The following is a 22,918-nucleotide window of genomic DNA, read 5'->3' as shown; positions in this document are numbered from 1 at the left end:
TCTTTACTCCTTCTATAAAAAACATGCCTTTGCGTATGTTTTTTTGTTTATAGCCCTTCTTCTATTTTCCATATTAGCTATACTCTATTGAATGGCATACGAACTTATCAGGGATGAATCTGTTGCCGAAAACATCCGGAGAATATGGGCCGAAGAACTTGCAGCTGCTATCCATAGTATGGAAAACTTTGGCAGTGAACCTGATAAAGCTGTGCATGAGGTGCGGAAGAGTATTAAAAAAATCCGGGCGGTACTACGTTTGGTAAGAAAGCTTTTAGATAAAGAACTTTTCAAGCAAGAAAATATCCGCTACCGGAATATAGGGCATATGCTTTCCCATGTCAGGGAGGCTGCTGTAATGATTAAAACAGTAGAGAAACTGAGAAAATCAGACAGAAAAGCTATGCCCAGAACCGCTTGCTTCCAATTGCGCAAACAACTATTAGCTAAGCAAATGGAGGTATCAGAGGGTTTTTTCAAAAATAAAGAGGCTATCACTGCAGTACTTTCAGCCTTAAAAGAAGCCCAACAAAATCTACCGGATATTGCAATGGCCCAACACTCGTTCGATGAACTTTCTGCTAGCATTCAGTTAGTCTATACGAGGGGTAAAAAAGCCTATGAACAGGCAAGCAAACAACCGACTATAGACAGTTTCCATGAATTTAGAAAAGAAGTAAAGATACTTTGGTATCATACCCGCCTGCTTACGCCTGTTTGGCAAGGTTTGATGGAATCGTATGCTGTGCAGCTGGGAATATTATCGGAACTACTGGGCGACGATCATGATATGGGTATGTTGTACGAAGAAATAACATCTGGCCAACTTACCTTTGGCCGCAGATCTTCAGCTGATAAATTATTGATGCATATAGAAAGTTATAGAAACACGTTACAACAGCAGGTTCATCCGCTGGCTAAACGGATTTACGCAGAAAAACCGAAAGACTTTATCATACGCCTTCAGCTTTACTGGAACATCTGGCGTACCGAAGAATCCATAACACAGCCAGCGTAAGTCGTTTGCCAGCTTTTTGTTTAATTTTTATTTATATGCTTATTTAATAGTATGGGATTAGAAATAGAAAAGAAATTTCTGATAAAAGATGATAGCTGGAAAAATCAACTAACTACCGGTGTTTATTATAGACAGGGTTATATCAGCAGTCATCCAGACAGAGTAGTCAGAATCAGAACAATTGAGAACATGGCTTACCTTACCATAAAAGGGAAAACTATGGGTGCTGTTAGAAGTGAGTATGAATACGAAATACCTTATGAAGAGGCCATAGAAATGTTAACCCAGCTATGCGAAAAACCCCTTATTGAGAAAATACGCTACAAACTTATGTATAACAATTTGCTTTGGGAAATAGATGAATTTGAGGCAGAAAACAAAGGCTTAGTAGTAGCTGAGGTAGAGCTGGAAGATGAGTTTCAGCCCATAGATTTACCACCCTGGATAGGTGAAGAAGTAACCATGCAGCCGAAATATTATAATGCCAGTCTGATTAAAAATCCATTTTCTTCCTGGTGATAGGTAGCTGGAAACAACAATTTCACTTTATAATATATTTAATTTTAGTTTATTACTTTGCCATCCCCTGGCCACCTCCAATCGCTAAATTTCCATGCCTGACTTGCTAAAGAATATGTACAATGCTCAGTTTTTTGAGCATTTAAGTACGATAGTAGAAGAAGCAGTACCAGATTTTAACAAAAAAGATTTTTTTAGACGTATTTTCATTCCCGCCTGGGAAACATTGGAATTAAAAGCCAGAATGCAGCATATTAGCCGGGTTTTAGCTGTTTTTTTGCCAACAGATTTTCCGCAGGCTGTTCCCTATTTGGTTCAGATTAAACAGAAAGCTCAACAGGCAGGGTTTGCCAATTCATTTGCCTTTATGTTTTTACCAGATTATGTAGAGCAATTTGGTTTAAACTATTTTGAGCCATCAGTTAATGCCTTACAGGAAATAACTTCTCTTGCCAGTGCAGAATTTGCTGTACGGCCATTTTTACTAACTTATCCGCAGCAAATGCTCCAAACCATGCTCGTATGGTCTACGCACCCCAACTTACATGTAAGGAGATTAGCTAGTGAAGGTTGCCGTCCACGGCTCCCTTGGGCTATGGCTGTCCCATTCCTGAAAAATGATCCTTCACTTATTCTACCTATTCTGGAAAACTTAAAAGCTGATCCATCAGAGTATGTACGCCGCAGTGTAGCAAATAACTTAAATGATATATCTAAAGATCATCCTCAGGTAGTATTACAACTTGCGGCAAGATGGAAGAATGCTAATTCCAATACAGATAAATTACTCAAACATGCTTGCCGTACCTTACTTAAAACTGGCCATGAACACGCCCTTCAATTATTCGGATTTGGAGCAAAACAGGTAGTGGAAGTATTTCCCGTGATTTTAAATAAGGATACTTTTCAATTGAATGAAACCCTAGAGTTTACTTTTTCCTGTATGGCCCGGCAAGCAGTAGAAATAAGGCTTCAATACATAATTGATTTCGCCAGGCAAAATGGCAAAGCAAGCAAAAAAGTATTTTACTTGGCCGAAAAAAAATTAGACAGGGGAGAGAAGTTTACCATCCGCAAAAAAGTGAAGCTGCAGCACTATTCTACCCGCACTTTATATCCGGGAAAGCATACCCTGGGTATTATGCTCAATGGCGAAATCGAGGCAGAAACACCTTTTTACCTTCATATCCCATAACATATCCAATGTTTGTAAAAGACCTGATTGCTAACTTACCAGAGAATGAAAAAAAGATAATTCTTGGTCTGCGAAATTGTATTTTAGAGACGGCCCCTATGCTGCGTGAGAAACTTTCATATGGTGTTCCTTACTACTATAGAAAAAGCAGAGTTTGTTTTATATGGCCGGCCTCTGTACCAAACGGCGGACTTACCGAAGGAGTGGCTTTAGGTTTTTGCAAAGGATACCTGATGAGCAATGAAGAAGGATTGCTACAAAGCAATGGTAGAAAAGAAGTAATAGCCGTGCATTATGTCTCCATTTCCCAGATCAACTGGCCGCAAGTGAGGCAATGGATACAAGAAGCTTTGATAGTTGATGAAACCAGTTAATTTCAACGTTTTTTACTCAGACAGACTATGATAACTTATGTAACTATGCTTCGGGGCATCAATGTGAGTGGCACTAAAAAAGTGCGTATGCAGGAGTTAGAAAAGCTATACCAAGGGCTAGATCTGGAAAACGTACGAACCTATATACAAAGCGGAAATGTAGTATTTACCTCATCACATTCAGATGCGGATTATCTGGCGGAGCTTATTACAAAAGCCCTATATAAAGAGTATACTTTTGACATACCAGTATTTATCAGCACAGCTACTGATTTGGAGGCAGTTATAACCCGAAATCCATTTTTGCAACGCCATAATATAGAAAAAGATAAACTACATGTTACTTTTTTACAGCATGCGCCTGCTTTGCAGGCTATAGAAAAATGCCAGGCGCTTACTTTTGAGCCAGATGAATTCGTGATGGATGATAAAGTAATATACCTGTATTGCCCTAATGGCTATGGGCGAACCAAATTAACTAATACATTTTTTGAAAGAAAACTCCAGGTAATGGCCACTACCCGTAACTGGCGCACAATGAATGAATTGTTAAGAATTGCACACCAGAAATTAGGATTAGCTTAGTAATAATGGGTATGAATAAACCAGTAGAAGTAAAAGGAAGAATATGGATAGAAGTGAATGATATTAAATTTATTGGGCCTGGTAAGGTTCAGCTAATGGAATTAATTAAAGAGCATGGGTCTATTTCACAGGCAGCCAAAGCAATGAACTTGTCGTATAGAAAAGCCTGGCTGCTAATTGATGAATTAAATGAAGTTGCCGATCAACCTGTGGTGATAACACAAAAAGGCGGGCAAAGTGGCGGAGGAGCACAAATAACAGCGTATGGGGAAGAATTAATAGTCTATTTTAAAGCGCTTCATCAACGTTTTTGTACATTTTTGGAGCAAGAAAAAGCAGCCTTTCATAAAACTTTTTCAACCTGAGACCTTGCGTAGCTGGCAAATACTAGTTTTCGTTGTATATTGGTGTATATATCGATGCTATTCTATGAAAAATATTGTTTGCTTGTTGCTTTTATATGTGTTTGGTATTGAAGTGCTTGCGCAAGCCAAAGCTAGTGATACACCTGCCTTTCCATCTGTTACAGAAGTGCAGGTAGAAGGATTGGTAGAAAAGCCTCTTTCCATTTCAGTGGCTTCTTTAAAGAAAAGGAAGGTAGTGGAAGGAAAAAATTATACTATTGTCTCTTCTAAAGGCGAAGTAAAACGTACCATAGGCAGTTATAAAGGGGTGCTATTAAAAGATTTGCTGAACGAAGCAAAAATAACTATGGCCAATTCTAAAGAAAGAGGAAAGTATTATGTACTTATTTCTGCAACTGATGGCTATGAGGTGCTTTTTTCATGGAATGAACTATATAACAATAAAACCGGAGACTCTGTATATGTTTTATTTGAGGAGAACAGCAAAGAAATAGTGGAGGATGGTCCCTTTGTGCTCATCTGTACAGCCGATACCATTACAGGTCCCAGGCATGTACGATGGGTAAAATCGATTAAAGTGGCCAAATTATAGTAATTATCTCCTATGCGATATATATGCTTGCTTGTTTTTATAAGTTTGTTTCAGCCTGGGTATAGTCAAAAGATTAGAGTAGCGGTAGCGGCTAATGCACAATTTGTAGCGGAAGCTTTAAAAGGATCGTTTGAAAAAGAAACAGGGATTGATACACAGTTAATTATTAGCTCTTCTGGCAAGCTAACCACACAAATACAACAAGGGGCCCCATTTGATGTGTTCCTTTCAGCGGATATGAAATACCCACAAGCTTTATATGATAGTGGTTTAACAGAAGATAAACCTAACGTATATGCCTATGGCGTGTTAGTGATGTGGAGTTTAATAGATAAAAATTTAAATAAAGGTTTACAAACCGTAAATGAGGTATCTGTAAAAAAAATAGCCATAGCAAATCCTAAACTGGCTCCTTATGGAGAAGCAGCCGTGCAGGCACTGCGTAAAAATAGGCTATACGACCAAGCAGAACCCAAGCTGGTGTATGCCGAAAGTATTGCCGGCGTTAATCAGTATTTATTAACTGGAGTAGCAGACCTGGCCTTTACAGCTAAATCAGTTGTACAAGAACCTTCCATGCAGAATAAAGGGCAATGGATAGAGGTAGATCAACAGACGTATACACCTATTGCACAAGGAGTGGTTATGTTGAAAAGTGCTGCAACCCGCAACCAGGCAGCAGCCCGGCAATTTTATGATTTTCTATTCACCACCAAAGCAAAAAATATCTTTCAAACCTACGGCTACCGTCTCCCATGAATCAGCTCAATGGCGTAATTACAAGTATTGAAACAGATGGCAATATCTCTCTGGTAGGAATACTGGCAGAAGGAACAGAATTTTTTTCATTAGTGATAGATACCCCGCAAACGGCTTCTTATCTGAAACAGGCAAATAATGTATTCCTTATTTTTAAAGAAACTGAAATGTCTATAGCCAAGCATTTAACAGGAGGGCTAAGCTTACGGAACCGTTTTCCGGGGATTATCCGGTCAATTGAGCCTGGAAAAATAGTATCTAAAATTGCCTTGGATTTTAAAGGACAGCTATTATATTCCATTATTACCACCCAATCTGTTCACAGGTTGCATTTACAAGTAGGCGACCACGTAGAGGGCCTGGTAAAAACAAATGAAATATCTATTATGGAAGCTATCTGATTCATGAACATAGATTATGGCCCGCTGCTGCTTACCTTTCAACTGGCTTTTACTACCACCTTCTTCTTGCTGATCCTGGGAATTCCGCTGGCTTCTTTTCTGGCTGGCATTACACACAAAAGCAAGTCTATACTGGAAGCCTTCATTAGTTTACCTTTGGTACTACCGCCTTCAGTACTAGGCTTTTATTTATTACTGGCATTTAGTCCTACAGGTTGGTTAGGCAGTTTTCTGGAAAGGGTATTTGATATACGGTTGGTTTTTTCCTTTGAAGGATTAGTGGTGGCATCCATTCTTTATAGCCTGCCGTTTATGGTACAACCCATACAAGCGGGATTGGAGGCTTTGCCTGCAAGCCTGAAAGAAGCCTCGTATACCTTAGGAAAAAGCAAACTACAAACAATGTTTCAAGTATTGCTGCCCAATATAAAGCCTGCGCTATTCTCAGGAATCGTACTTTCTTTTGCTCATACCATTGGAGAATTCGGATTGGTATTAATGATTGGGGGCAACATTCCGGAAGAAACTAAAGTAGCCTCTATTGCTATCTACGACGAAGTAGAAACCCTGAATTACGAAGCTGCTCACGTGTATTCCTCTATCTTACTTCTGCTCTCTTTTACGATACTGCTCCTGGTTTATATAATAAATAAGCGGTTACTAAACTATACAAAAGAATGATCCGGATACAGGTGAGAAAAACCTTATCGATGAGTGAAGGAGAAAAGGCATTACAGATAGAAACCTCTCTGGAAACGGGTAGCTTTACTGCCATTTATGGTAGATCTGGGGCAGGAAAAACTACCTTTTTACGTTTGTTAGCCGGCTTGATTCAACCGGAACAGGGCTATATAGAAGTAGATGGCCAGGTATGGCTGGACACACAGAAAAAAATTAATCTGCCTCCGCAAAAACGTAGCATTGGATTTGTATTTCAGGATTTTGCCTTATTTCCCAACATGACTGTTCTGGAAAACCTGCAATATGCCTCAGGAAATAAACCAGATCAGGAATTTATTAAACAGCTGCTAACTATGGTGTCTATGGAGAAGTTGGCACACCGCAAACCCACTACACTATCCGGCGGACAGAAACAGCGGATTGCCCTGGCCCGGGCATTGGTTCGCCGTCCCAGCATACTCCTGCTAGATGAGCCCTTATCTGCGCTTGACCAGGAGATGCGGCATAAACTGCGGGAAGAAATCCATCTGCTGCACCGGCAATTCCAGACAACTACGTTACTTGTTAGTCACGATCTGGCAGAAATATACAGGCTGGCAAATAAAGTGCTTATTATAGAAGAAGGCAGCATTAGTAAAAGTGGGAAGCCAGATGAAGTATTCAGCGAAAAACGCCTGAGCAGCAAAATACAACTGACTGGTGAAGTAGTCCGCATAGTGCCTGGTGAGGTAGTATACATTATTGAAATCCTAACTGGAAATAGCATTATTAAAACAATTGCTACCAAAGAGGAAGCCGAGCAACTTGCTATAGGCAGTCAGGTTATGGTATTTTCTAAAGCTTTTAATCCGATTATTAAAAAACTTTAACTTTAGTTAAATAGCCTATAGTGGATTTGTAAAGGCTTCAATAATATGGCCATGCTGCGGATATAGAGTTACCAGTTCTTTGCGGTTAGCGAGTTCAAAATCGGCAAAATCAAACCCTGGAGCTACCGTACAACCCACCAATGCAAACCCTGTAGGATCTTCCACCTTAGAGCCAAACCAGCATCCGGCTTTTACTACTGCCTGAAAAACCTCCCCGGCTTCCGGATTATTTCCCAAATGGATGGTCTGCAAATGTCCATCAGGCGCTATAGCATAAACAGTTAAGGTACTCCCAGTATAAAAATGCCAAAGTTCGTCAGAAGCAATCCGGTGAAGTGCAGAAAATTTACTGCCTTCCACCAGAAAATAAATAGCCGTGCTAAAGGTGCGGTCGCCATTATACCGGCTGGGTAAGTAGCCGGCCTCTATTGTTTCGCTGCTTCTATAGGTTTCTGCATAATACCCGCCCTCCGGATGTGGCAGCATTTGTAGTTTTTCAATCCAGTAAGCAGCAGATGTATGTGGGTGCATAAATCAAGGCTAAAAATTTATGCTATAAAGGTATGTAAAAAGTAAAAGAGAGCCCTATTCAGGCCCTCTTTATTCGTGTTTAAGAAATGTAAATTGTTGCTTAGAAGGCAATACCAATAGTAGTACCGAAACGCAAACCGAAGTTACCAGCAAATCTGTCGATATTTACTTGCTCATCGCTACCTTCACCTGAATATTTTACAGTGTTAGATAAATACTGAGGACCTAAGAAAGTATCCCAGGTTACTCTGCCAAACAAGAACTGGTAACCGAAAGCAGCACCACCACCTACCCGGCTGATACTAGCTTTAGAGTCAACTTCTTTACTTTTTGCAGTAAAGCTCTGATATTTACCAAACGGAGCTAAATAAAAGCCTTTTGGTCTTTCATTGTTGCTCACATAATAACGGAATTCTGGAGTTAAGGTCATACCGTTCCACTTAGTGTCACCAATAGAACCACCTAACCAATAGGCACCATGCAATTGCAGAGAAGCTCTCTCGCTTAAAAATCTTTCGTAGGAAACGGAAATGTTGCCTAATGCTAAACTTAAAGGGTTAAGTTTAATAACATTTTGCTTTTGAGCCATTACTGAGTTCGAAGCCAGCATAACAGCTACAAACATGAAAAACAGGAGGGTAATTTTTTTCATTTGAGGGTAATGTTTATTGTTTTGTGATGTTACAAGTGTAACAGACAGACCCTCATACTTCCAAATAATGTGTTATATACGCAAAAATTGAAGTGTAAGAAAAAAGAATGATATTTTACAATTAACTCAACCGCTGATAAAAAGTGTCAGGAATTCGTTAGGTAGTTTAAGAGAAAAATTCTTTCTTAAGAAATGATAGTTAGTTAAAGTCTTGATTAACAGAATTATATTCTATTTTCAGGAATATTTCAGGGGAAATTCAAACTTGAAAAGAATAACTTCCTACACTGGTAGGAAGTTGTTCTTTTATGAAAAGTTATAAAATGGGTTGTGAGTTACTAATTCTCTCTAACATTTAATAAAAATCCTTTTATATACCCTTTACATCCTACAGTAAAATAAGCAAAGATGCAATAGTGATACAAAAGGAACTACATGTTTGAAGCCTTTAAAAAATGAGAATAAGTTCTTGTTAGAAAGCTACGCCCACTGTAATGCCTGCGCGCAGCCCAAAAACGCCCAGTATATTGGGCACTGGAAATTCTTTTTCTGTTACATCAGGTGTGTTTACTTTAATTGAACGTGCATTCAATGAAGGTCCTACAAACGCATCCAAAGAAAAGTGTCTTCCAATGATCCACTGCCCGCCAACCATCAGTCCGGCACCATACGCAGAAATTTTACCATTAGCTGGTATTTCCCTTCCATCTCTGGTAATATTGCCTGTTACGTCGGAGCGGCGGTAACGCACAAATGGCGCGGCATAAAAGCCTCTGGGTGCTTCTGTAGACGATAGATAATACCTGAACTCTGGCGTAATCGTATATCCCTTGTAGCGTACATCCAGTATCCAGTCGCTGCTGATGTTGGTGTAACTGGCGCCTAGCTGAAAACTCATTTGTTCATTAATCACCCGTTCATAAAATCCGGAAACGGTACCCACTGCCAGGCTAAGTATATTCAATTTAATTACATTTTTCGGCATATCATCAATATCCAGTACTCTGGTGCGGGAGGCAGGTTTGCGCTGCTGTGCTTCTACCGTGGAAACCGATAGCATAAGCATTCCCAGAATGCATAACACAAGGTAGTTGATCTTCATAGGTGTAGATTGAAAAAATGAGTAAATGGGTTGGAATGAGTACTTGATTATAGTGACTTTGGTTACAAAAAACGCATACTATTCTAGCAAATTGTCTTACGGCTTGGCAGACAATAATTTTCTTTACACAAACAAAGCATTACCTTTGCAGCATGACAGAGAAAATAATCATACTGGATTTTGGTTCCCAGTACACCCAACTCATAGCCCGCCGCGTCAGAGAGTTAAATGTTTATTGTGAGATACATCCGTTCACCCATATTCCTGATCAAGATTCTTCTATAAAAGGTATAATTCTATCAGGCAGCCCTTGTTCTGTACGCGACCACCGTTCGCCGCAGCCACAGTTGCAGGCCATTACCGGCAAAATACCCGTGTTAGGTGTTTGTTATGGCGCACAGCTAATGGCTTTTCAGAATGGGGGAGAAGTACTGCCATCCAGCAGCCGGGAATACGGACGCGCCAGGTTGCAATACATTCAGTCTGCTAATCCACTGCTAAAAAATCTGAGCCAGGCTACCCAAGTATGGATGTCGCATGGAGATACCATTACGCAGCTTCCGGCCGCATATGAAATTATAGCCAGCACCGACTCTGTTAAAGTAGCTGCCTTTAAAGTTGCCGGGGAAGAAACCTATGGTATTCAGTTCCATCCGGAAGTAACTCATACAGTAGAGGGGAAAGTGTTGCTGAAAAATTTTGTGGTAGACATTTGCGGATGTTCCCAAAACTGGACTCCGGAAATTTTTATAGAAAGTACAGTCAGGCAGTTGCGGGAGAAATTAGGGAACGACAGAGTGGTTTTAGGACTATCGGGTGGAGTAGATTCCAGTGTGGCAGCCATGCTTATTCATGAAGCAATTGGCGAAAATCTCTATTGTATCTTTGTAGACAGCGGACTGCTACGCAAGCGGGAATTTGAAGATGTATTGCATTCATATAAAGATTTGGGGCTGAATGTGAAAGGAGTAAATGCCAAAAGCCGCTTCTATGATGCCCTGGCAGGTATTAGTGACCCTGAACTGAAACGCAAGGCTATTGGCCGCACATTTATTGATGTGTTTGATGCGGAGGCTCACAAAATTCAGGGCGTAAAATGGCTGGGGCAAGGAACCATCTACCCGGATGTAATCGAATCTGTTTCTGTCAAAGGCCCGTCTGTTACCATCAAATCGCACCACAATGTGGGTGGGTTGCCGGAGAAAATGCAGCTTAAAGTAGTAGAGCCACTGAATACCTTATTCAAAGATGAAGTACGGGTGGTAGGCCGGACATTAGCTATCCCGGATAATATTATTAGCCGCCATCCATTCCCCGGGCCTGGCTTGGCTATCCGGATACTAGGTGAGGTTACTGCCGAAAAAGTGCAGACATTGCAAGAAGTAGACGATATATTCATTACTTCGCTCAAAGAAAGGGGATTTTACAATGAAGTATGGCAGGCAGGAGCTATTCTGCTTCCCGTGCAGTCGGTTGGGGTTATGGGGGATGAACGTACCTATGAAAGTGTAGTGGCCTTGCGGGCCGTAACCAGTGTAGATGGCATGACTGCCGACTGGGCACATTTACCGCATGAATTTCTAGCCGATGTTTCCAGTGAAATTATTAATAAAGTAAAAGGAGTAAACCGTGTGGTATACGATATCAGCTCGAAGCCGCCAGCCACCATTGAGTGGGAGTAAGGAGCAATGTTGTGTTCTCACAACAAGAGTAGTAGGATAAATGCGGTTCCATCTTATCAGCATACTATCCTCTTCTAGTAAGCAGTTATCCCAGTTTGGCGGATGCTGCTTTTTTTTTAGCTTTCAAAAAGATAAATTCGTGTAAATTGACTGATTTTTCGCATTAAACAAATTGGTTTTGTTCCTCTATCGGATAAAAAATTGTATAGGTATTCTGCTTTCCTTATTTCTATGTATACCTGTTTTGCTTGCCCACGGGCAAATTCAGGCAGGCTTCATCTATGGGAAAATAACCATGGTAGACAATACAACCCATGAAGGAGTGATTCAATGGAGCCGGAATGAGCTACACTGGAATGATATTTTTAGGGCTACTAAGCAAGAGAATAAAGTGCTTCAATTTTTGAGTTCAGATGAAATTAAACGCTTAAGTGAAGAAGAGAAAACCGAAAAAATGGATTGGGGCTTCATGCGGCTCTGGGAAAACCGGTATCCTGCCAAGCAACATGTATTTGAATGCCAGTTTGGATATATCCGCTCTATTACGGTTACCGGAGAAAAATCGGCCAGGCTCACCTTAAAAAATGGCACAACCGTAGACGTTTCCGGGCAGGAGGATACCGGCCGTAAAATTTATATATTAGATAAGCAAGGGCGGCGAAGTAAACTAGAGTGGGCTGCTATTAAATCTGTAGTGTTCAAAAGTACGCCATCTCATGTGCTTGCTCCTACCATTATTCCCTTATACGGAACAGTTACGACTACTTCAGGCGAAATAACAGGCTTTATTCAATGGGATATGGACGAAAGCCTGAACATGCATTACCTGGATGGCAAGCAAGGAGAAACAAAAAAAGCCTTTCAGTTTTCTGAAGTTAGCCATATAGAAAAGATAGCCGACAATACCTGCCGCCTAACATTAGTTTCCGGCGAAAAAATAGAGCTGTCTGATACGGATGATGTAGGAAAATCTAATCATGGCATACTAGTGAAAACAGCCGAATCTGTTACAATTAAAATTAAATGGCATGATTTTCAGAAAGCAGCCTTTACAACTAAAGTGCCGCAACCAGTACCGTATACTGACTATAGAAAGCCAAAAGCACTTTCGGGCAAAGTGAAACTGATGGATGGCACCATTCAACAAGGCTCCCTTATTTTTGACCTGGACGAAAGTATGAGCATGGAATTGCTGAAAGGAAAATCAAAAGAACTGCTATATCATATCTGCTTCTCCCATATTAAGTCTGTTCAACGCAAAAACGATAGGTACGCGGCTGTTACATTCACCAATGGAAAAACAATAGAGTTAACCGGAACAAATGATGTAACAGATAAAAACTGGGGAATTTTAATTACCAATAGTTCAAAAAAACCAACGTATGTTCCCTGGAATAAAGTAGATTATGTAACTTTTACTCATTAAGCAAATCGGCAGGCATTTGGTTTGGTTACGGAACATAGCATATATTATTGCCGGCATAGTAATAATCCTGTTGCTGGTATTGTCTATTGAAGCAAAAGTAGACTTTATCTACTATATTGCTTTTTACTGGATTATTTGTGTAACGGTGCTGTTATGGGTAGGCAACCGGCAATTGGTTATCTGGCTCAATCGTTTTCTGCCTTGGGAAAAATATGTTTCTACCCGGTTTTTTATTCAGCTTTTCATCAGCAGCCTCTATTCTCTGGCTTGTGTAAACGGCACCTATTACTTATTTAAAACCTATTTTCTAGGCCTGGCCCCAGATACCGAACAATTGATAGTGCTTAATCTGTACGGCTTATTGTTTGTTATTCCGGTAATCTCGATAAACTTTGGCATTTACTTTATGCTGCAATGGAAAAAGAGTTTTATCTATTCGCAGCAGCTCAAACAGGAAAACATCCAGTCGCAGCTGGATTCGCTCAGAAACCACCTGGACCCGCATTTTTTGTTCAACAACCTGAATATACTTTCCCTGCTTATAGATAAAGATAAGAATGCGGCCCAGGAATTTTTAGAGCATTTTTCGGATGTATACCGCTATGTGCTGAAAAACAAAAATGTAGAGTCAATAGAGTTGCGTACCGAACTGGAATTTATAGAGTCGTACAGGTATTTGCTGGAGAAACGGTTTAAGGAGCAACTATTTATTCAAATAGATATACCCAGGCCGTTACTTAGCCGACACATACCACCTTTGTCCTTACAGATGCTGGTAGAAAATGCCGTAAAGCACAATAAGGTATCTCAAACAACGCCGCTTACTGTTCACATATTTGCCGAAGGGGATACAATAGTGGTGCAAAATAACTTACAAGTGAAAACCATTGAATCGTTTACAGCCAAATCCGGCCTGGCCAATATTAGAAAAAGATACGAATACCTGTCTGATAAAGCCTTGGAGGTAGTGCCCAGCGATACACATTTCACTGTAAAGCTTCCGCTATTAAATCTGGAAAAAGCCTGAGAAGCTGTTTGAGTTATTAATTTAATAGCTTAATAGCGAAAACAATGAATTTTCAAGCGAAACGAGGCACTTTGTAGGAGCGTAGCCGGAGGCTACAGACCGAAAAAGTAACGAAGTTGCAGCTGAAAAGGCATGTTTGTGGTTTAAAGAAATTAATTCAAACAGCTTCTAAGATATTCCTTTGCAGAACAGACATGGCAACTCTCGCACCCAACATGAAAATACTCATTATAGAAGACGAGGCTCTGGCCGCCGAACGGCTTACTGATCTGGTTCACCGCTACGACAGTACGATACAAATTCTGGAAGTGCTGCCATCGGTAGAAAGTGCTGTAGCCTGGTTTAATACCCACAGCCAGCCTGACCTGCTATTGGTAGATATCCAATTGTCGGATGGCCTCTGTTTTGAAATTTTCAGAAATGTAAAAGTCACTTGTCCGGTTATTTTTACTACTTCCTACGATCAGTATGCCCTGGATGCCTTTGAGGTAAACAGTATTTCGTACTTATTAAAACCTGTAAAATATCAACAACTGGTGACCAGCCTCCATAAGCTGGAAGAGTTAAAGAAAACTCTCATTGGCCCTCCCAAGCTTCCGGATATTGAATCCATTATAAAAAAGCTTACTCCCGGATCGGACAAATACAAATCCCGCTTCCTGGTAAAAAATGGAATGAACATCCGGGCTGTTAAGACCTCGGAAATAGCTTACTTCTTCTCCGAACAAAAAGTATCTATGCTGATGACTACAGCCGGGCAGAAATTTCCGGTAGATTATTCGCTGGAACAAGTAGAACTGATGCTCAACCCGGATGTGTTTTTCCGGATCAGCCGGAAATTTATTGTCTATATTGATGCTGTAAGAGCCATACATCCCTACTTTAAAGGCCGACTGAAAGTAGAGGTGTACCCAGAGATTCCGGAAGAAATTATTGTCAGCAGCGACCGTACGCCAGGCTTCAAGGAATGGCTTGATAAATAAACGGTTGAAAATTTAGGCTGAAGATATCCCGGTTGAGTAAGTAAATGTACGTGCTTATCGGGCTCTTATTCCATTCCGGAACTGAAGTATATACTTTAGAGGATATACTTGAGTATACTACTGCATGAGAAACCTTTTACTAGTTTTTATTTTACTTCTTACCTTCCAGCAAGTTTATTCCCAAAAAGTTGATGTCTATGGCAGTGTACAGCAGGCAAGTGATAAAACTAATCTGCCCGGTGCAGCCGTTATTCTTCAGCAAATCGCCGATAGTTCCACAAAAGGCATTGTTACCGACCTGAATGGCAAATTCAAATTCGAGCAAGTAGTACCCGGAAAGTACCTGATTAAAGTAAGTTACCTGGGCTTTGCCCCATTCAGCAAGCCCATTGTGGTAGGCGAGTCGGCATTGAATGTAGGTATACTGGCATTGCAGGAAGAAGCAACTGCTTTGCAGGAGATAGAAATAATAGGACAAACGCTGGCTGGCGAACAAAAAGGCGATACTTCCCAGTTTAATGCAGGGGCTTTTAAAACAGCACCGGATGCCAGTGCCCAGGATCTGGTGCAGAAAATGCCAGGTATCGCCATGCAGGATGGCAAGTTGCAGGCACAGGGCCAGGATGTGCAACAGATATTAGTAGATGGCAAACCTTTTTTCGGCGACGATGTAAATACGGCCCTTCAAAACCTGCCTTCTGAGGTAATAGAAAGTATTCAGGTGTTTGACCAGAAAAGTGACCGGGCACAGATGGGTGGCTTTGACGATGGCGAACGGATTAAAACGATTAATATCATCACTAAGCCTAGCCGCAAAACCGGCCAGTTCGGACGCGTATCTGCTGGGTATGGCACTAATGAGCGGTATTTGTTTGGCGGCAGTGTAAACCTGTTCAGCGGAAACCGCCGGGTAACCATTACCGGGTTAAGCAACAATATTAATACACTCAATTTCTCAGCCGACCCTAACAACCAGGGGGAAGAAAGGCAGCAAAATGGCATAATCAAAACCAACCTGGTCGGAATCAACTATAGTGAATTGTGGGGCAAAAAGATTGAAGCCAGCGGTAGTTATTTCTACACCCAGCGGCAAAACCAGGGGGTGCAAACCCGTTTTCGTGATTTTATCCTGTCTTCAGATTCCGGGCAAGTCTATTCTGAAGAAAACCGCACCCTGGCCGATGAAGCCAGCCACCGGTTTAACATGCGCCTGGATTATAAAATTAACGACCGCAACCGCATATTGGTCAGACCCAATGTATCTATTCAGCAGCTTGGGAACGAATCCTATTTCTTTGGCAATACAGTAACGGATAATGGACCTCTAAATCAGACAGAAAATACTTCGAATGCTGATAATACCAATATCAACTTTAATAATAATATTTTTTATAGCCACAATTTTACCAAAAAAGGCCGCGGCGTAATGCTGAGGTTGAATACTGGGTATAACAGCGGCATAGGGGATAGCTACCGCTTAGCCAATAATGTTTTCTTTACCAACCAGGCAGACAATACTATTCTGAATCAATATACTAACCTGAATAGAACTGGTTTTACCTGGGAGGCAGAAGCTTCTGTTAGAGAAGGCATTGGAAAGAATGGCCAGGTTGAAATTGAATATGAAATAGGCAACCGCGTAAACGACTCCGATAAACGTACCTTTGATTTTTCAGAACAATACCTGGATTATCGCCTGCTGAATATCCCCTTAAGTAACACATTCCGGAGTGAATACCTTACTCAGGAAACCGAAGTTGGGTACCAGTACAATACAAAAAAAATCAGATTTGAAGTAGAAGCTTCCTATCAGCATGCCCAGCTGAAAAACGACCAGCTATTTCCTAAAGAGTATACTATGGACCGGACTTTCAAAAGTATACTGCCTTCGGTGGAGTTGAATTACAAGTTCAGCCAGTCTAAAAATCTGGAATTCGACTACCGCACCTGGACAAATGAGCCTTCAGTGAGCCAGTTACAAGATGTAATAGACAATTCAAACCCGCTGCAACTCAGAAGCGGAAATCCAAACTTAAACCAGTCGTATCATAACTGGCTCAGAGGCCGTTACCGGTCGCATAATACAGAAACCAACCGGTCTGTGTTTGTATCTGTAGAAAGTGAAATTATTAATAATTATATCTCCAACAGCACCTTCATTGCCGACCAACCTACCATTTTGGAAGAAGGCATTGAACTGCAAAGAGGCTCACAGCTAACGCGGCCCGTGAACCTGGATGGCTACTGGAGCGTACGGTCCTTCGCCAGCTATGGACAACCTATTGGATTTATAAAATCCAACTTTAACGTAAGAGGGTCGGTCAATTTTTCCAGACGGCCTGGGATGATCAATGAGGAAATAAATTTGGCTAATACCAACAATTTCCGCTTGGGTATGTCTATCAGCAGCAACATCAGCGAAAAGCTAGATTTTACCCTGTCTACCAGGTCTTCGTATAACATTGTCCGAAACTCGCTGCGTCCGGCACTGAACAACAATTTCTTCAACCAGTCGTCACGGGCAAGGTTGTCCTGGATCATCTGGGAAGGAATTGTTTTCCGGACGGATTTAAATCATCAGGTAAACACAGGTTTGTCGGCAGGGTATGATAACAATTACCTGCTTTGGAACATGAGTATCGGTAAGAAGTTGTTCAAAAATCAGCGCGGCGAAGTTAGCCTGAATGTGTACGATCTGCTGAAGCAGAATATCAGCATCAACCGTAATGTAACGGAGCTATATGTGGAAGATGTGCAATCCAATGTGTTGCAGCAGTATTTTATGCTCACCTTCACCTACAACATCCGCCGCTTCTCCACAGGTGCCAGTGCCAAAGATTTTGGAAATAATAGTGATGAAGAAAGAAATGACCGCAACGGACGCAACCGAAACTAAGTAAGCCCCTATAATTAACATGTGCTAACCTTCCGGAAAACAGTCAGCTGTAGCCCGGGAGGTTTTGTTTTATAGATAGTTGTTGAAAATCTATATTTTTTTAACTCAAAAGTAGTTATTGACGTTTTCTGGTATACAGCTAATTTTACAGTATATCTATTTACTCCTACTGCCATGGCCTCACATTCTCAGAAAGCTCCAAATAAACTTATTTCCGAAAGCAGCCCCTATTTGTTGCAGCATGCCTACAATCCGGTAAACTGGTATCCCTGGGGAGAAGAAGCCCTACAAAAAGCCCAGGCAGAAGACAAACCGATTATTGTAAGTATAGGCTATTCGGCCTGCCACTGGTGCCATGTGATGGAAAGGGAATGCTTCGAAAACGAACAGATAGCTCAGATTATGAACCAGCATTTCGTATGCATAAAAGTAGACCGCGAAGAACGGCCAGATGTGGATGCGATTTATATGGATGCCGTGCAGGCCATGGGTGTACATGGCGGCTGGCCACTGAATGCTTTTCTGATGCCTGACATGAAGCCCTTTTATGGGGGTACGTATTTTCCTCCCAAAGACTGGGCACAAATACTGTTAAATATAGCCAATGCCTATCCTACACATAAAGCTGAGTTAGCTGAATCAGCCGAACAGTTTGCAGAAAGTATTGCTTTAAGCGAAATCCAGAAGTACCGGCTAGGCGGCAAGGAATCAAGTTTTACGGTAGAGGAATTACGCACTATGTTTGGGCAAGTGGCTACTAAATTTGATCCTATAAAAGGAGGTACCGGCAAAGCTCCAAAATTTCCCATGCCAAGCATCTACCTGTTTCTGCTGCACTACTACCACATTACCCAGGATGCTCAGGCACTAGCTCATGTGAAACTTACGCTGGATCAGATGGCTTTCGGCGGCATTTACGATCAGATAGGGGGAGGCTTTGCCAGGTATTCGGTAGATGAGCACTGGTTCGCTCCTCATTTTGAGAAAATGCTCTACGACAATGGGCAACTAGTTAGTTTGTATGCAGAAGCGTATAATGCTACCAGAGAAATTCTCTATAAAGAAGCAGTGTATCAGACAATCGGGTTTGTCCGTAGAGAACTTACCAGCCCGGAAGGTGGCTTTTATTCAGCGCTGGATGCCGATAGTGAAGGAGAAGAAGGAAAATTTTATGTATGGACTGCACAAGACTGGCAACAAGCTTTGCAGGAAGTAGATTTACTGGGAATCCCGGCAGATGTATTTACCCAGTATTACCATATAACGACGCAAGGCAACTGGGAGCATGGCAATAACATTCTCTACAGAGAGGCTACAGAAGAAGCCTTTGCACAAGCTCAAGGAATAGATTCGCAACTTTTCAAAAAAGCCAATCAATTGCTTCAGGCACATCTATTATCCATCCGGGAAGAACGCATACGTCCGGGTTTGGACGATAAAATATTGTGTTCCTGGAATGGGCTAATGCTGAAAGGACTGGTAGATGCCTATAAAGTTTTTGGTGAACCCTCCTTCCTGGATATGGCCCTGCAAAATGCCAACTTTCTTAAAACCTATATGCGCAGTGGGAATCAATTATATCATTCCTATAAAAATGGCAAAACCACCATTGCCGGCTACCTGGAAGATTATGCGTTTGTAATGGATGCCTATATTGCCTTGTATGAAGCTACGTTTGATGAAGACTGGCTACACGAAGCAAAAGCCTTAGCAAAATATGTGGTGGCTAATTTTTATGACGAAAAGGAAAAGCTGTTTTTCTTTACTGATATACATGCAGAGAAATTAATAGCCCGCAAAAAAGAGATTTTTGATAATGTAATTCCGGCTTCCAATTCAGCTATGGCCAAAAATCTACATAAACTCGGCTTGCTGCTCGACATACCTACGTATACAGAAATAGTAGATAGTATGCTGGCGCCTGTTAAAAAGTTGATTCTATCCGATCCGCAGTATATGTCGAACTGGGCCTCGCTGGCTGCTTTCCGGGCACAATCTACTGCCGAAATTGCCATTGTGGGTCCGGAAGCAGAAATTTTCCGTAAAGAGCTGGAGCAATATTATTATCCCAATAAAGTAGTAGCTGGTACATTTGTGGAAAGTTGGTTGCCTTTGCTGGAAAACCGGGGAGTGGTGGGCGGTAAAACTACTGTCTATGTATGTTATAACAAAACCTGCAAACTGCCGGTCTATTCGGTGATTGACGCCATTCATCAATTAGCTGATGTGCATGCCTAAAATTACTTAGTTAGATGTATACGTCAGCGGCACCATAAAGGCAAAACGGTACATGAGTATATTATCTTTTTTCTGACGGGTGCCCCACTGAGAAATATTATCTATATAGTCGTTCTGCAAATTCAGCCACCCAGCCTGGAAGCCTATGCCATAGCCATTGGGCAATATATAAGTAACTCCTGCCTGTGTAGGAAGTACAACTGATACATTGCTATACAATTCGTTGCTGGCACGGCTAGAGAAATCAGCCAGTAATTTATTGTTCTGGGCATCTTTAGGCTCATAGCGGATAATACCTAATCCCTGGCTTACATAGACCATTAAACCCTTGTATTTCAGCAAATGCACCTGTAAATCGTAGTTCACCGCAATAAAGTTTGTTTTAAAAAACGTATTAGGCGTAGCAGCAGAGCCATTTTCAGCCGTTACTGTGTACATCAGATTCTCCCCGCTAACCGAGCCAACACCCAGATTAATATGGCTGTTTACTCTCTTTTTAAAATTTAGCTTTAAGCCAGCCTGGAAAGCCGGATTCCACTTCTGATAACTAGCTGATAAATCCCCTCTATAAGCATTGGCACTGACACCTACTTCCAGAAAGCGGGTTACTTTAAGGGCAGATTTGGAAGCAAGTGTATCCTGTGCCTGCACAACAGACGTATGTTGGAGAAAAGCGACAACTATCAACAGTATAATGCGGTAGAACGGAGTACGTATAAGTTTCATAGCTAGAGCAAAAGCAGAGCAATATAAGAGATAGTCCGTTGTTAGTTTATTGTATTTGAAGAGCATTCTTACAAGCCGAAAGCCAGGTACTATTGTGGGCGTTACTTACTCTTTATCCGGTCCGGATTATCGGCCAGGAAAGATCCCCAGCCCTTAGATTTTTTCTCTTGTGGGCCACCTACCTGAAAATAGTGGCACATGGCTACACCCAGTGCATCGGTAGCATCATATAATTTAGGATCTTCATCAAATTTCAGGAGCATTTTCAACATGGCCGCTACTTGTTCTTTAGAAGCATTGCCATTGCCGGTTACCGACTGTTTTACTTTCTTAGGCGCATATTCCACTATAGGAATTTCCCTGGCCAGGGCAGCAGCCATAGCTACCCCTTGTGCCCTACCCAGTTTTAACATAGACTGAATGTTTTTACCATAAAAGGGAGCTTCCAGGGCCATTTCGTCGGGCAAGTAGTCTTCAATTAAGGAGGTTACGCGTTCAAAAATTTTCTTCAGTTTAATTTCCTGATTGGTATATTTACTTAGATTGATAACACCATATTGCAGCAGCTTTACTTCTTTTCCTTTCACCACAATAATACCGTATCCCATATACCGGGTGCCGGGATCAACGCCTAAAATAATCCGTTCTTGAAGTTCCAAATTAGCCATCTACGCAAGATAGTAAGAGTTTCCGGTAAAAGGGTTTGTTGGCAGGGTAATTTTGCCGGAGGTAAACATTTTATAGTTAATTTTATCCGGCTTTTATGTAAGATTTATTCGTATCAAAAGCTTCGGTTCATTAGATCATCTTTATTTGTATAATTCGCTACATTGACTGTTCTCATTTCAGCAATTACTTTAGCCTATTCACTGCTGACGCTTATCTTTTGGATTCGCTGGCTACAGATGAAGGGCGATACTACATGGAGTGGCGAAAGCTCTGCCAATCTTCCAAAAGTATCAGTAATCATGGTTGTGCGGAATGAGGAGGAAAATATACTTTCCTTACTGCAAGATCTTGATAAACAAACCTATGCTGCCAGGTTAACGGAAGTTTGGGTAGTGGATGATCATTCTACGGATACCACAGCAGCTATTATTGCTACGTATAAGCAGCAGGCAACATATACCTTATATTTGCTGCCCTTAGCAGAACATATACCCTCTATTTTACCGGAAGGCAATTATAAGAAAAGAGGAATTGAACTGGCCGTATCACAAGCAACCGGTGAATTAATTATCTGCACTGACGGAGATTGCCGGGTAGAGCCTACCTGGGTGCAAGCAATTAGTAACATCTATATAGCTAAAAAGCCTCACTTCATCAGTGGGCCTGTAACCTTCTATAATGAGAAACACCTGTTTGAAAAATTACAAACTATTGAGTTTGCCAGCCTTATTGGGTCAGGTGCAGCGTTGCTTGCTTTAGGTGTGCCAGCTATGTGCAACGGGGCTAATCTGGCCTTTACGAAAAAGGCTTTTGTCGAGGTAGGCGGCTATTCCCATACATCAGGAACAGCCACTGGCGACGATGTCTTTCTGCTGCAGAAAATAAACAAAGCCTTTCCAGGCAAGGTATTATTCTTGCAGAGCCAGAAAGCAATTGTGTATACAAAGGCTCAACAGCAATTTTCTGATTTCGTACAGCAACGCAAGCGATGGGCAAGCAAATGGAACTTGTACATCGATTGGCGGGTAAGTGCACTGGCTGTTTTTATATTTATAAGTAATTTCAGTGTAATCGTCGCTTTATCACTGCTGCTGTCGGGCAATTATTCTATGCGTATGTTTTTGATACAGATTGCGGTTAAATTTTCTGTTGAATTCGTATTTTTGGCAACAGTACTGTCTTTTTTGAAAAAGCTTGATTTTGTGAAGTTTATCTTTCCGTTACAAATACTCTATGTTTTCTATGTTTCTTTTTTTGGAATTGTTACCCATAAAAAAGGATATTCCTGGAAAGGCAGAAAGCTGAAATAAAAGTCAGTTCAATTTAATAAATACAATAAATACAGTATACCTAATCAACAAACTACCTTGCTCATGACCGATGCAGAATTTGATGTGATGGATGAATTATATTTTGTTACCGCTTTTGCTACCCTGGCCAATCAGTTAGATTTACCAGAGCATGAGCTAAAACAAACGTTACAAAGTCTGTTGGCAAAAGGATGGATCAAATGTTTTAAATCCGCTTCTGAAGAACTGGTAGCTGATGAACTGGACTTCGAAAGTGAGTACAAACAATATTATTTTTTAGCCACAAAAGCTGGCTTATTAGCTCATAATAGTAAATAG

Annotated in this window: 24 protein-coding genes; 19 read left to right on the top strand and 5 right to left on the bottom strand. The window is 41.2% G+C overall.

The genetic code is table 11. The features are described 5' to 3' along the window. Positions 1-91: 91 nt before the first annotated feature. The 11 genes from Q0590_RS03315 to Q0590_RS03265 all read left to right on the top strand — a co-directional run bounded on the left by Q0590_RS03315 (position 92) and on the right by Q0590_RS03265 (position 7,358). The gene (locus Q0590_RS03315; RefSeq protein ID WP_302036051.1) at positions 92-1,018 is read left to right on the top strand and encodes a CHAD domain-containing protein; all 927 of its coding nucleotides are present in this window, start codon (positions 92-94) and stop codon (positions 1,016-1,018) included. A 51-nt stretch (positions 1,019-1,069) separates the two neighbouring features. Further along, positions 1,070-1,537 carry a CYTH domain-containing protein gene (locus tag Q0590_RS03310; protein ID WP_302036050.1) on the top strand — a complete coding sequence of 156 codons (468 nt, stop codon included), beginning with the start codon at positions 1,070-1,072 and terminating at the stop codon, positions 1,535-1,537. Positions 1,538-1,631: 94 nt separating this feature from the next. Further along, entirely contained in the window at positions 1,632-2,732 is a 1,101-nt protein-coding gene (locus Q0590_RS03305) for a DNA alkylation repair protein (RefSeq protein ID WP_302036049.1), read from the top strand. An 8-nt stretch (positions 2,733-2,740) separates the two neighbouring features. Further along, positions 2,741-3,106, top strand: coding sequence for a DUF1801 domain-containing protein (locus Q0590_RS03300; RefSeq protein ID WP_302036048.1), 366 nt, complete (start codon positions 2,741-2,743; stop codon positions 3,104-3,106). Between the two features lie 27 nt (positions 3,107-3,133). Then, positions 3,134-3,691, top strand: coding sequence for a DUF1697 domain-containing protein (locus Q0590_RS03295; RefSeq protein WP_302036047.1), 558 nt, complete (start codon positions 3,134-3,136; stop codon positions 3,689-3,691). 11 nt (positions 3,692-3,702) lie between these two features. After that, the gene (locus Q0590_RS03290; protein WP_302036046.1) at positions 3,703-4,056 is read left to right on the top strand and encodes a winged helix-turn-helix domain-containing protein; all 354 of its coding nucleotides are present in this window, start codon (positions 3,703-3,705) and stop codon (positions 4,054-4,056) included. Positions 4,057-4,120: 64 nt separating this feature from the next. Then, positions 4,121-4,648, top strand: a complete 528-nt coding sequence (locus Q0590_RS03285) for a molybdopterin-dependent oxidoreductase (protein WP_302036045.1) — start codon at positions 4,121-4,123, stop codon at positions 4,646-4,648. Between the two features lie 12 nt (positions 4,649-4,660). Then, on the top strand, positions 4,661-5,407 hold the full coding sequence (gene modA / locus Q0590_RS03280) for a molybdate ABC transporter substrate-binding protein (protein WP_302036044.1): 747 nt from the start codon (positions 4,661-4,663) through the stop codon (positions 5,405-5,407). Beyond that, the gene (locus tag Q0590_RS03275) at positions 5,404-5,808 is read left to right on the top strand and encodes a TOBE domain-containing protein (RefSeq protein ID WP_302036043.1); all 405 of its coding nucleotides are present in this window, start codon (positions 5,404-5,406) and stop codon (positions 5,806-5,808) included. The genes modA and Q0590_RS03275 overlap by 4 nt, the downstream gene beginning before the upstream one ends. A gap of 3 nt (positions 5,809-5,811) precedes the next feature. Continuing rightward, positions 5,812-6,489: a molybdate ABC transporter permease subunit gene (gene modB, locus Q0590_RS03270; protein ID WP_302036042.1), complete on the top strand. Its 678-nt coding sequence runs from the start codon at positions 5,812-5,814 to the stop codon at positions 6,487-6,489. Further along, a complete protein-coding gene (locus tag Q0590_RS03265) occupies positions 6,486-7,358 on the top strand; it encodes an ATP-binding cassette domain-containing protein (RefSeq protein WP_302036041.1) in 873 nt (290 codons plus the stop codon). The genes modB and Q0590_RS03265 overlap by 4 nt, the downstream gene beginning before the upstream one ends. A gap of 15 nt (positions 7,359-7,373) precedes the next feature. Here the strand turns inward: Q0590_RS03265 and Q0590_RS03260 are convergent, their stop codons facing one another. From Q0590_RS03260 to Q0590_RS03250, 3 genes are all read right to left on the bottom strand, one after another. Beyond that, positions 7,374-7,889 carry a cupin domain-containing protein gene (locus Q0590_RS03260; RefSeq protein WP_302036040.1) on the bottom strand — a complete coding sequence of 172 codons (516 nt, stop codon included), beginning with the start codon at positions 7,887-7,889 and terminating at the stop codon, positions 7,374-7,376. A gap of 100 nt (positions 7,890-7,989) precedes the next feature. Next, the gene (locus tag Q0590_RS03255) at positions 7,990-8,541 is read right to left on the bottom strand and encodes a DUF3575 domain-containing protein (RefSeq protein WP_302036039.1); all 552 of its coding nucleotides are present in this window, start codon (positions 8,539-8,541) and stop codon (positions 7,990-7,992) included. Positions 8,542-9,013: 472 nt separating this feature from the next. Next, the gene (locus Q0590_RS03250) at positions 9,014-9,643 is read right to left on the bottom strand and encodes a DUF3575 domain-containing protein (protein WP_302036038.1); all 630 of its coding nucleotides are present in this window, start codon (positions 9,641-9,643) and stop codon (positions 9,014-9,016) included. Between the two features lie 152 nt (positions 9,644-9,795). Here Q0590_RS03250 and guaA point away from each other — a divergent pair, with 152 nt between their 5' ends. The 6 genes from guaA to Q0590_RS03220 all read left to right on the top strand — a co-directional run bounded on the left by guaA (position 9,796) and on the right by Q0590_RS03220 (position 19,895). Further along, positions 9,796-11,325: a glutamine-hydrolyzing GMP synthase gene (guaA, locus tag Q0590_RS03245; protein WP_302036037.1), complete on the top strand. Its 1,530-nt coding sequence runs from the start codon at positions 9,796-9,798 to the stop codon at positions 11,323-11,325. A 178-nt stretch (positions 11,326-11,503) separates the two neighbouring features. Continuing rightward, positions 11,504-12,751, top strand: a complete 1,248-nt coding sequence (locus tag Q0590_RS03240; RefSeq protein WP_302036036.1) for a hypothetical protein — start codon at positions 11,504-11,506, stop codon at positions 12,749-12,751. A gap of 16 nt (positions 12,752-12,767) precedes the next feature. Then, positions 12,768-13,778 carry a sensor histidine kinase gene (locus Q0590_RS03235; RefSeq protein WP_302036035.1) on the top strand — a complete coding sequence of 337 codons (1,011 nt, stop codon included), beginning with the start codon at positions 12,768-12,770 and terminating at the stop codon, positions 13,776-13,778. Between the two features lie 215 nt (positions 13,779-13,993). Then, positions 13,994-14,761, top strand: coding sequence for a LytR/AlgR family response regulator transcription factor (locus tag Q0590_RS03230; RefSeq protein WP_302036034.1), 768 nt, complete (start codon positions 13,994-13,996; stop codon positions 14,759-14,761). 124 nt (positions 14,762-14,885) lie between these two features. Next, positions 14,886-17,657: an outer membrane beta-barrel protein gene (locus Q0590_RS03225; RefSeq protein ID WP_302036033.1), complete on the top strand. Its 2,772-nt coding sequence runs from the start codon at positions 14,886-14,888 to the stop codon at positions 17,655-17,657. A 174-nt stretch (positions 17,658-17,831) separates the two neighbouring features. Next, positions 17,832-19,895, top strand: a complete 2,064-nt coding sequence (locus Q0590_RS03220) for a thioredoxin domain-containing protein (protein WP_302036032.1) — start codon at positions 17,832-17,834, stop codon at positions 19,893-19,895. A gap of 6 nt (positions 19,896-19,901) precedes the next feature. Here Q0590_RS03220 and Q0590_RS03215 read toward each other — a convergent pair whose 3' ends face one another. Then, positions 19,902-20,621: a hypothetical protein gene (locus Q0590_RS03215; RefSeq protein ID WP_302036031.1), complete on the bottom strand. Its 720-nt coding sequence runs from the start codon at positions 20,619-20,621 to the stop codon at positions 19,902-19,904. Between the two features lie 101 nt (positions 20,622-20,722). Beyond that, positions 20,723-21,289 carry a crossover junction endodeoxyribonuclease RuvC gene (gene ruvC, locus Q0590_RS03210; protein WP_302036030.1) on the bottom strand — a complete coding sequence of 189 codons (567 nt, stop codon included), beginning with the start codon at positions 21,287-21,289 and terminating at the stop codon, positions 20,723-20,725. A gap of 162 nt (positions 21,290-21,451) precedes the next feature. Between ruvC and Q0590_RS03205 the strand changes: the two genes are divergently transcribed. Continuing rightward, the gene (locus Q0590_RS03205; protein WP_302036029.1) at positions 21,452-22,600 is read left to right on the top strand and encodes a glycosyltransferase family 2 protein; all 1,149 of its coding nucleotides are present in this window, start codon (positions 21,452-21,454) and stop codon (positions 22,598-22,600) included. A gap of 63 nt (positions 22,601-22,663) precedes the next feature. Next, positions 22,664-22,918, top strand: a complete 255-nt coding sequence (locus Q0590_RS03200; protein WP_302036028.1) for a hypothetical protein — start codon at positions 22,664-22,666, stop codon at positions 22,916-22,918.

Origin of the sequence: Rhodocytophaga aerolata (assembly GCF_030503435.1) — a bacterium.
Classification (GTDB): domain Bacteria; phylum Bacteroidota; class Bacteroidia; order Cytophagales; family 172606-1; genus Rhodocytophaga; species Rhodocytophaga aerolata.
This window is presented reverse-complemented; position numbering and strand designations above follow the sequence as displayed.

Coding starts and splice junctions, on each gene's coding strand:
- Q0590_RS03315 (WP_302036051.1), top strand. CDS start 92: ATGGCATACGAACTTATCAGGGATGAATCTGTTGCCGAAAACATCCGG.
- Q0590_RS03310 (WP_302036050.1), top strand. CDS start 1,070: ATGGGATTAGAAATAGAAAAGAAATTTCTGATAAAAGATGATAGCTGG.
- Q0590_RS03305 (WP_302036049.1), top strand. CDS start 1,632: ATGCCTGACTTGCTAAAGAATATGTACAATGCTCAGTTTTTTGAGCAT.
- Q0590_RS03300 (WP_302036048.1), top strand. CDS start 2,741: ATGTTTGTAAAAGACCTGATTGCTAACTTACCAGAGAATGAAAAAAAG.
- Q0590_RS03295 (WP_302036047.1), top strand. CDS start 3,134: ATGATAACTTATGTAACTATGCTTCGGGGCATCAATGTGAGTGGCACT.
- Q0590_RS03290 (WP_302036046.1), top strand. CDS start 3,703: ATGAATAAACCAGTAGAAGTAAAAGGAAGAATATGGATAGAAGTGAAT.
- Q0590_RS03285 (WP_302036045.1), top strand. CDS start 4,121: ATGAAAAATATTGTTTGCTTGTTGCTTTTATATGTGTTTGGTATTGAA.
- modA (WP_302036044.1), top strand. CDS start 4,661: ATGCGATATATATGCTTGCTTGTTTTTATAAGTTTGTTTCAGCCTGGG.
- Q0590_RS03275 (WP_302036043.1), top strand. CDS start 5,404: ATGAATCAGCTCAATGGCGTAATTACAAGTATTGAAACAGATGGCAAT.
- modB (WP_302036042.1), top strand. CDS start 5,812: ATGAACATAGATTATGGCCCGCTGCTGCTTACCTTTCAACTGGCTTTT.
- Q0590_RS03265 (WP_302036041.1), top strand. CDS start 6,486: ATGATCCGGATACAGGTGAGAAAAACCTTATCGATGAGTGAAGGAGAA.
- Q0590_RS03260 (WP_302036040.1), bottom strand. CDS start 7,889: ATGCACCCACATACATCTGCTGCTTACTGGATTGAAAAACTACAAATG.
- Q0590_RS03255 (WP_302036039.1), bottom strand. CDS start 8,541: ATGAAAAAAATTACCCTCCTGTTTTTCATGTTTGTAGCTGTTATGCTG.
- Q0590_RS03250 (WP_302036038.1), bottom strand. CDS start 9,643: ATGAAGATCAACTACCTTGTGTTATGCATTCTGGGAATGCTTATGCTA.
- guaA (WP_302036037.1), top strand. CDS start 9,796: ATGACAGAGAAAATAATCATACTGGATTTTGGTTCCCAGTACACCCAA.
- Q0590_RS03230 (WP_302036034.1), top strand. CDS start 13,994: ATGAAAATACTCATTATAGAAGACGAGGCTCTGGCCGCCGAACGGCTT.
- Q0590_RS03225 (WP_302036033.1), top strand. CDS start 14,886: ATGAGAAACCTTTTACTAGTTTTTATTTTACTTCTTACCTTCCAGCAA.
- Q0590_RS03220 (WP_302036032.1), top strand. CDS start 17,832: ATGGCCTCACATTCTCAGAAAGCTCCAAATAAACTTATTTCCGAAAGC.
- Q0590_RS03215 (WP_302036031.1), bottom strand. CDS start 20,621: ATGAAACTTATACGTACTCCGTTCTACCGCATTATACTGTTGATAGTT.
- ruvC (WP_302036030.1), bottom strand. CDS start 21,289: ATGGCTAATTTGGAACTTCAAGAACGGATTATTTTAGGCGTTGATCCC.
- Q0590_RS03200 (WP_302036028.1), top strand. CDS start 22,664: ATGACCGATGCAGAATTTGATGTGATGGATGAATTATATTTTGTTACC.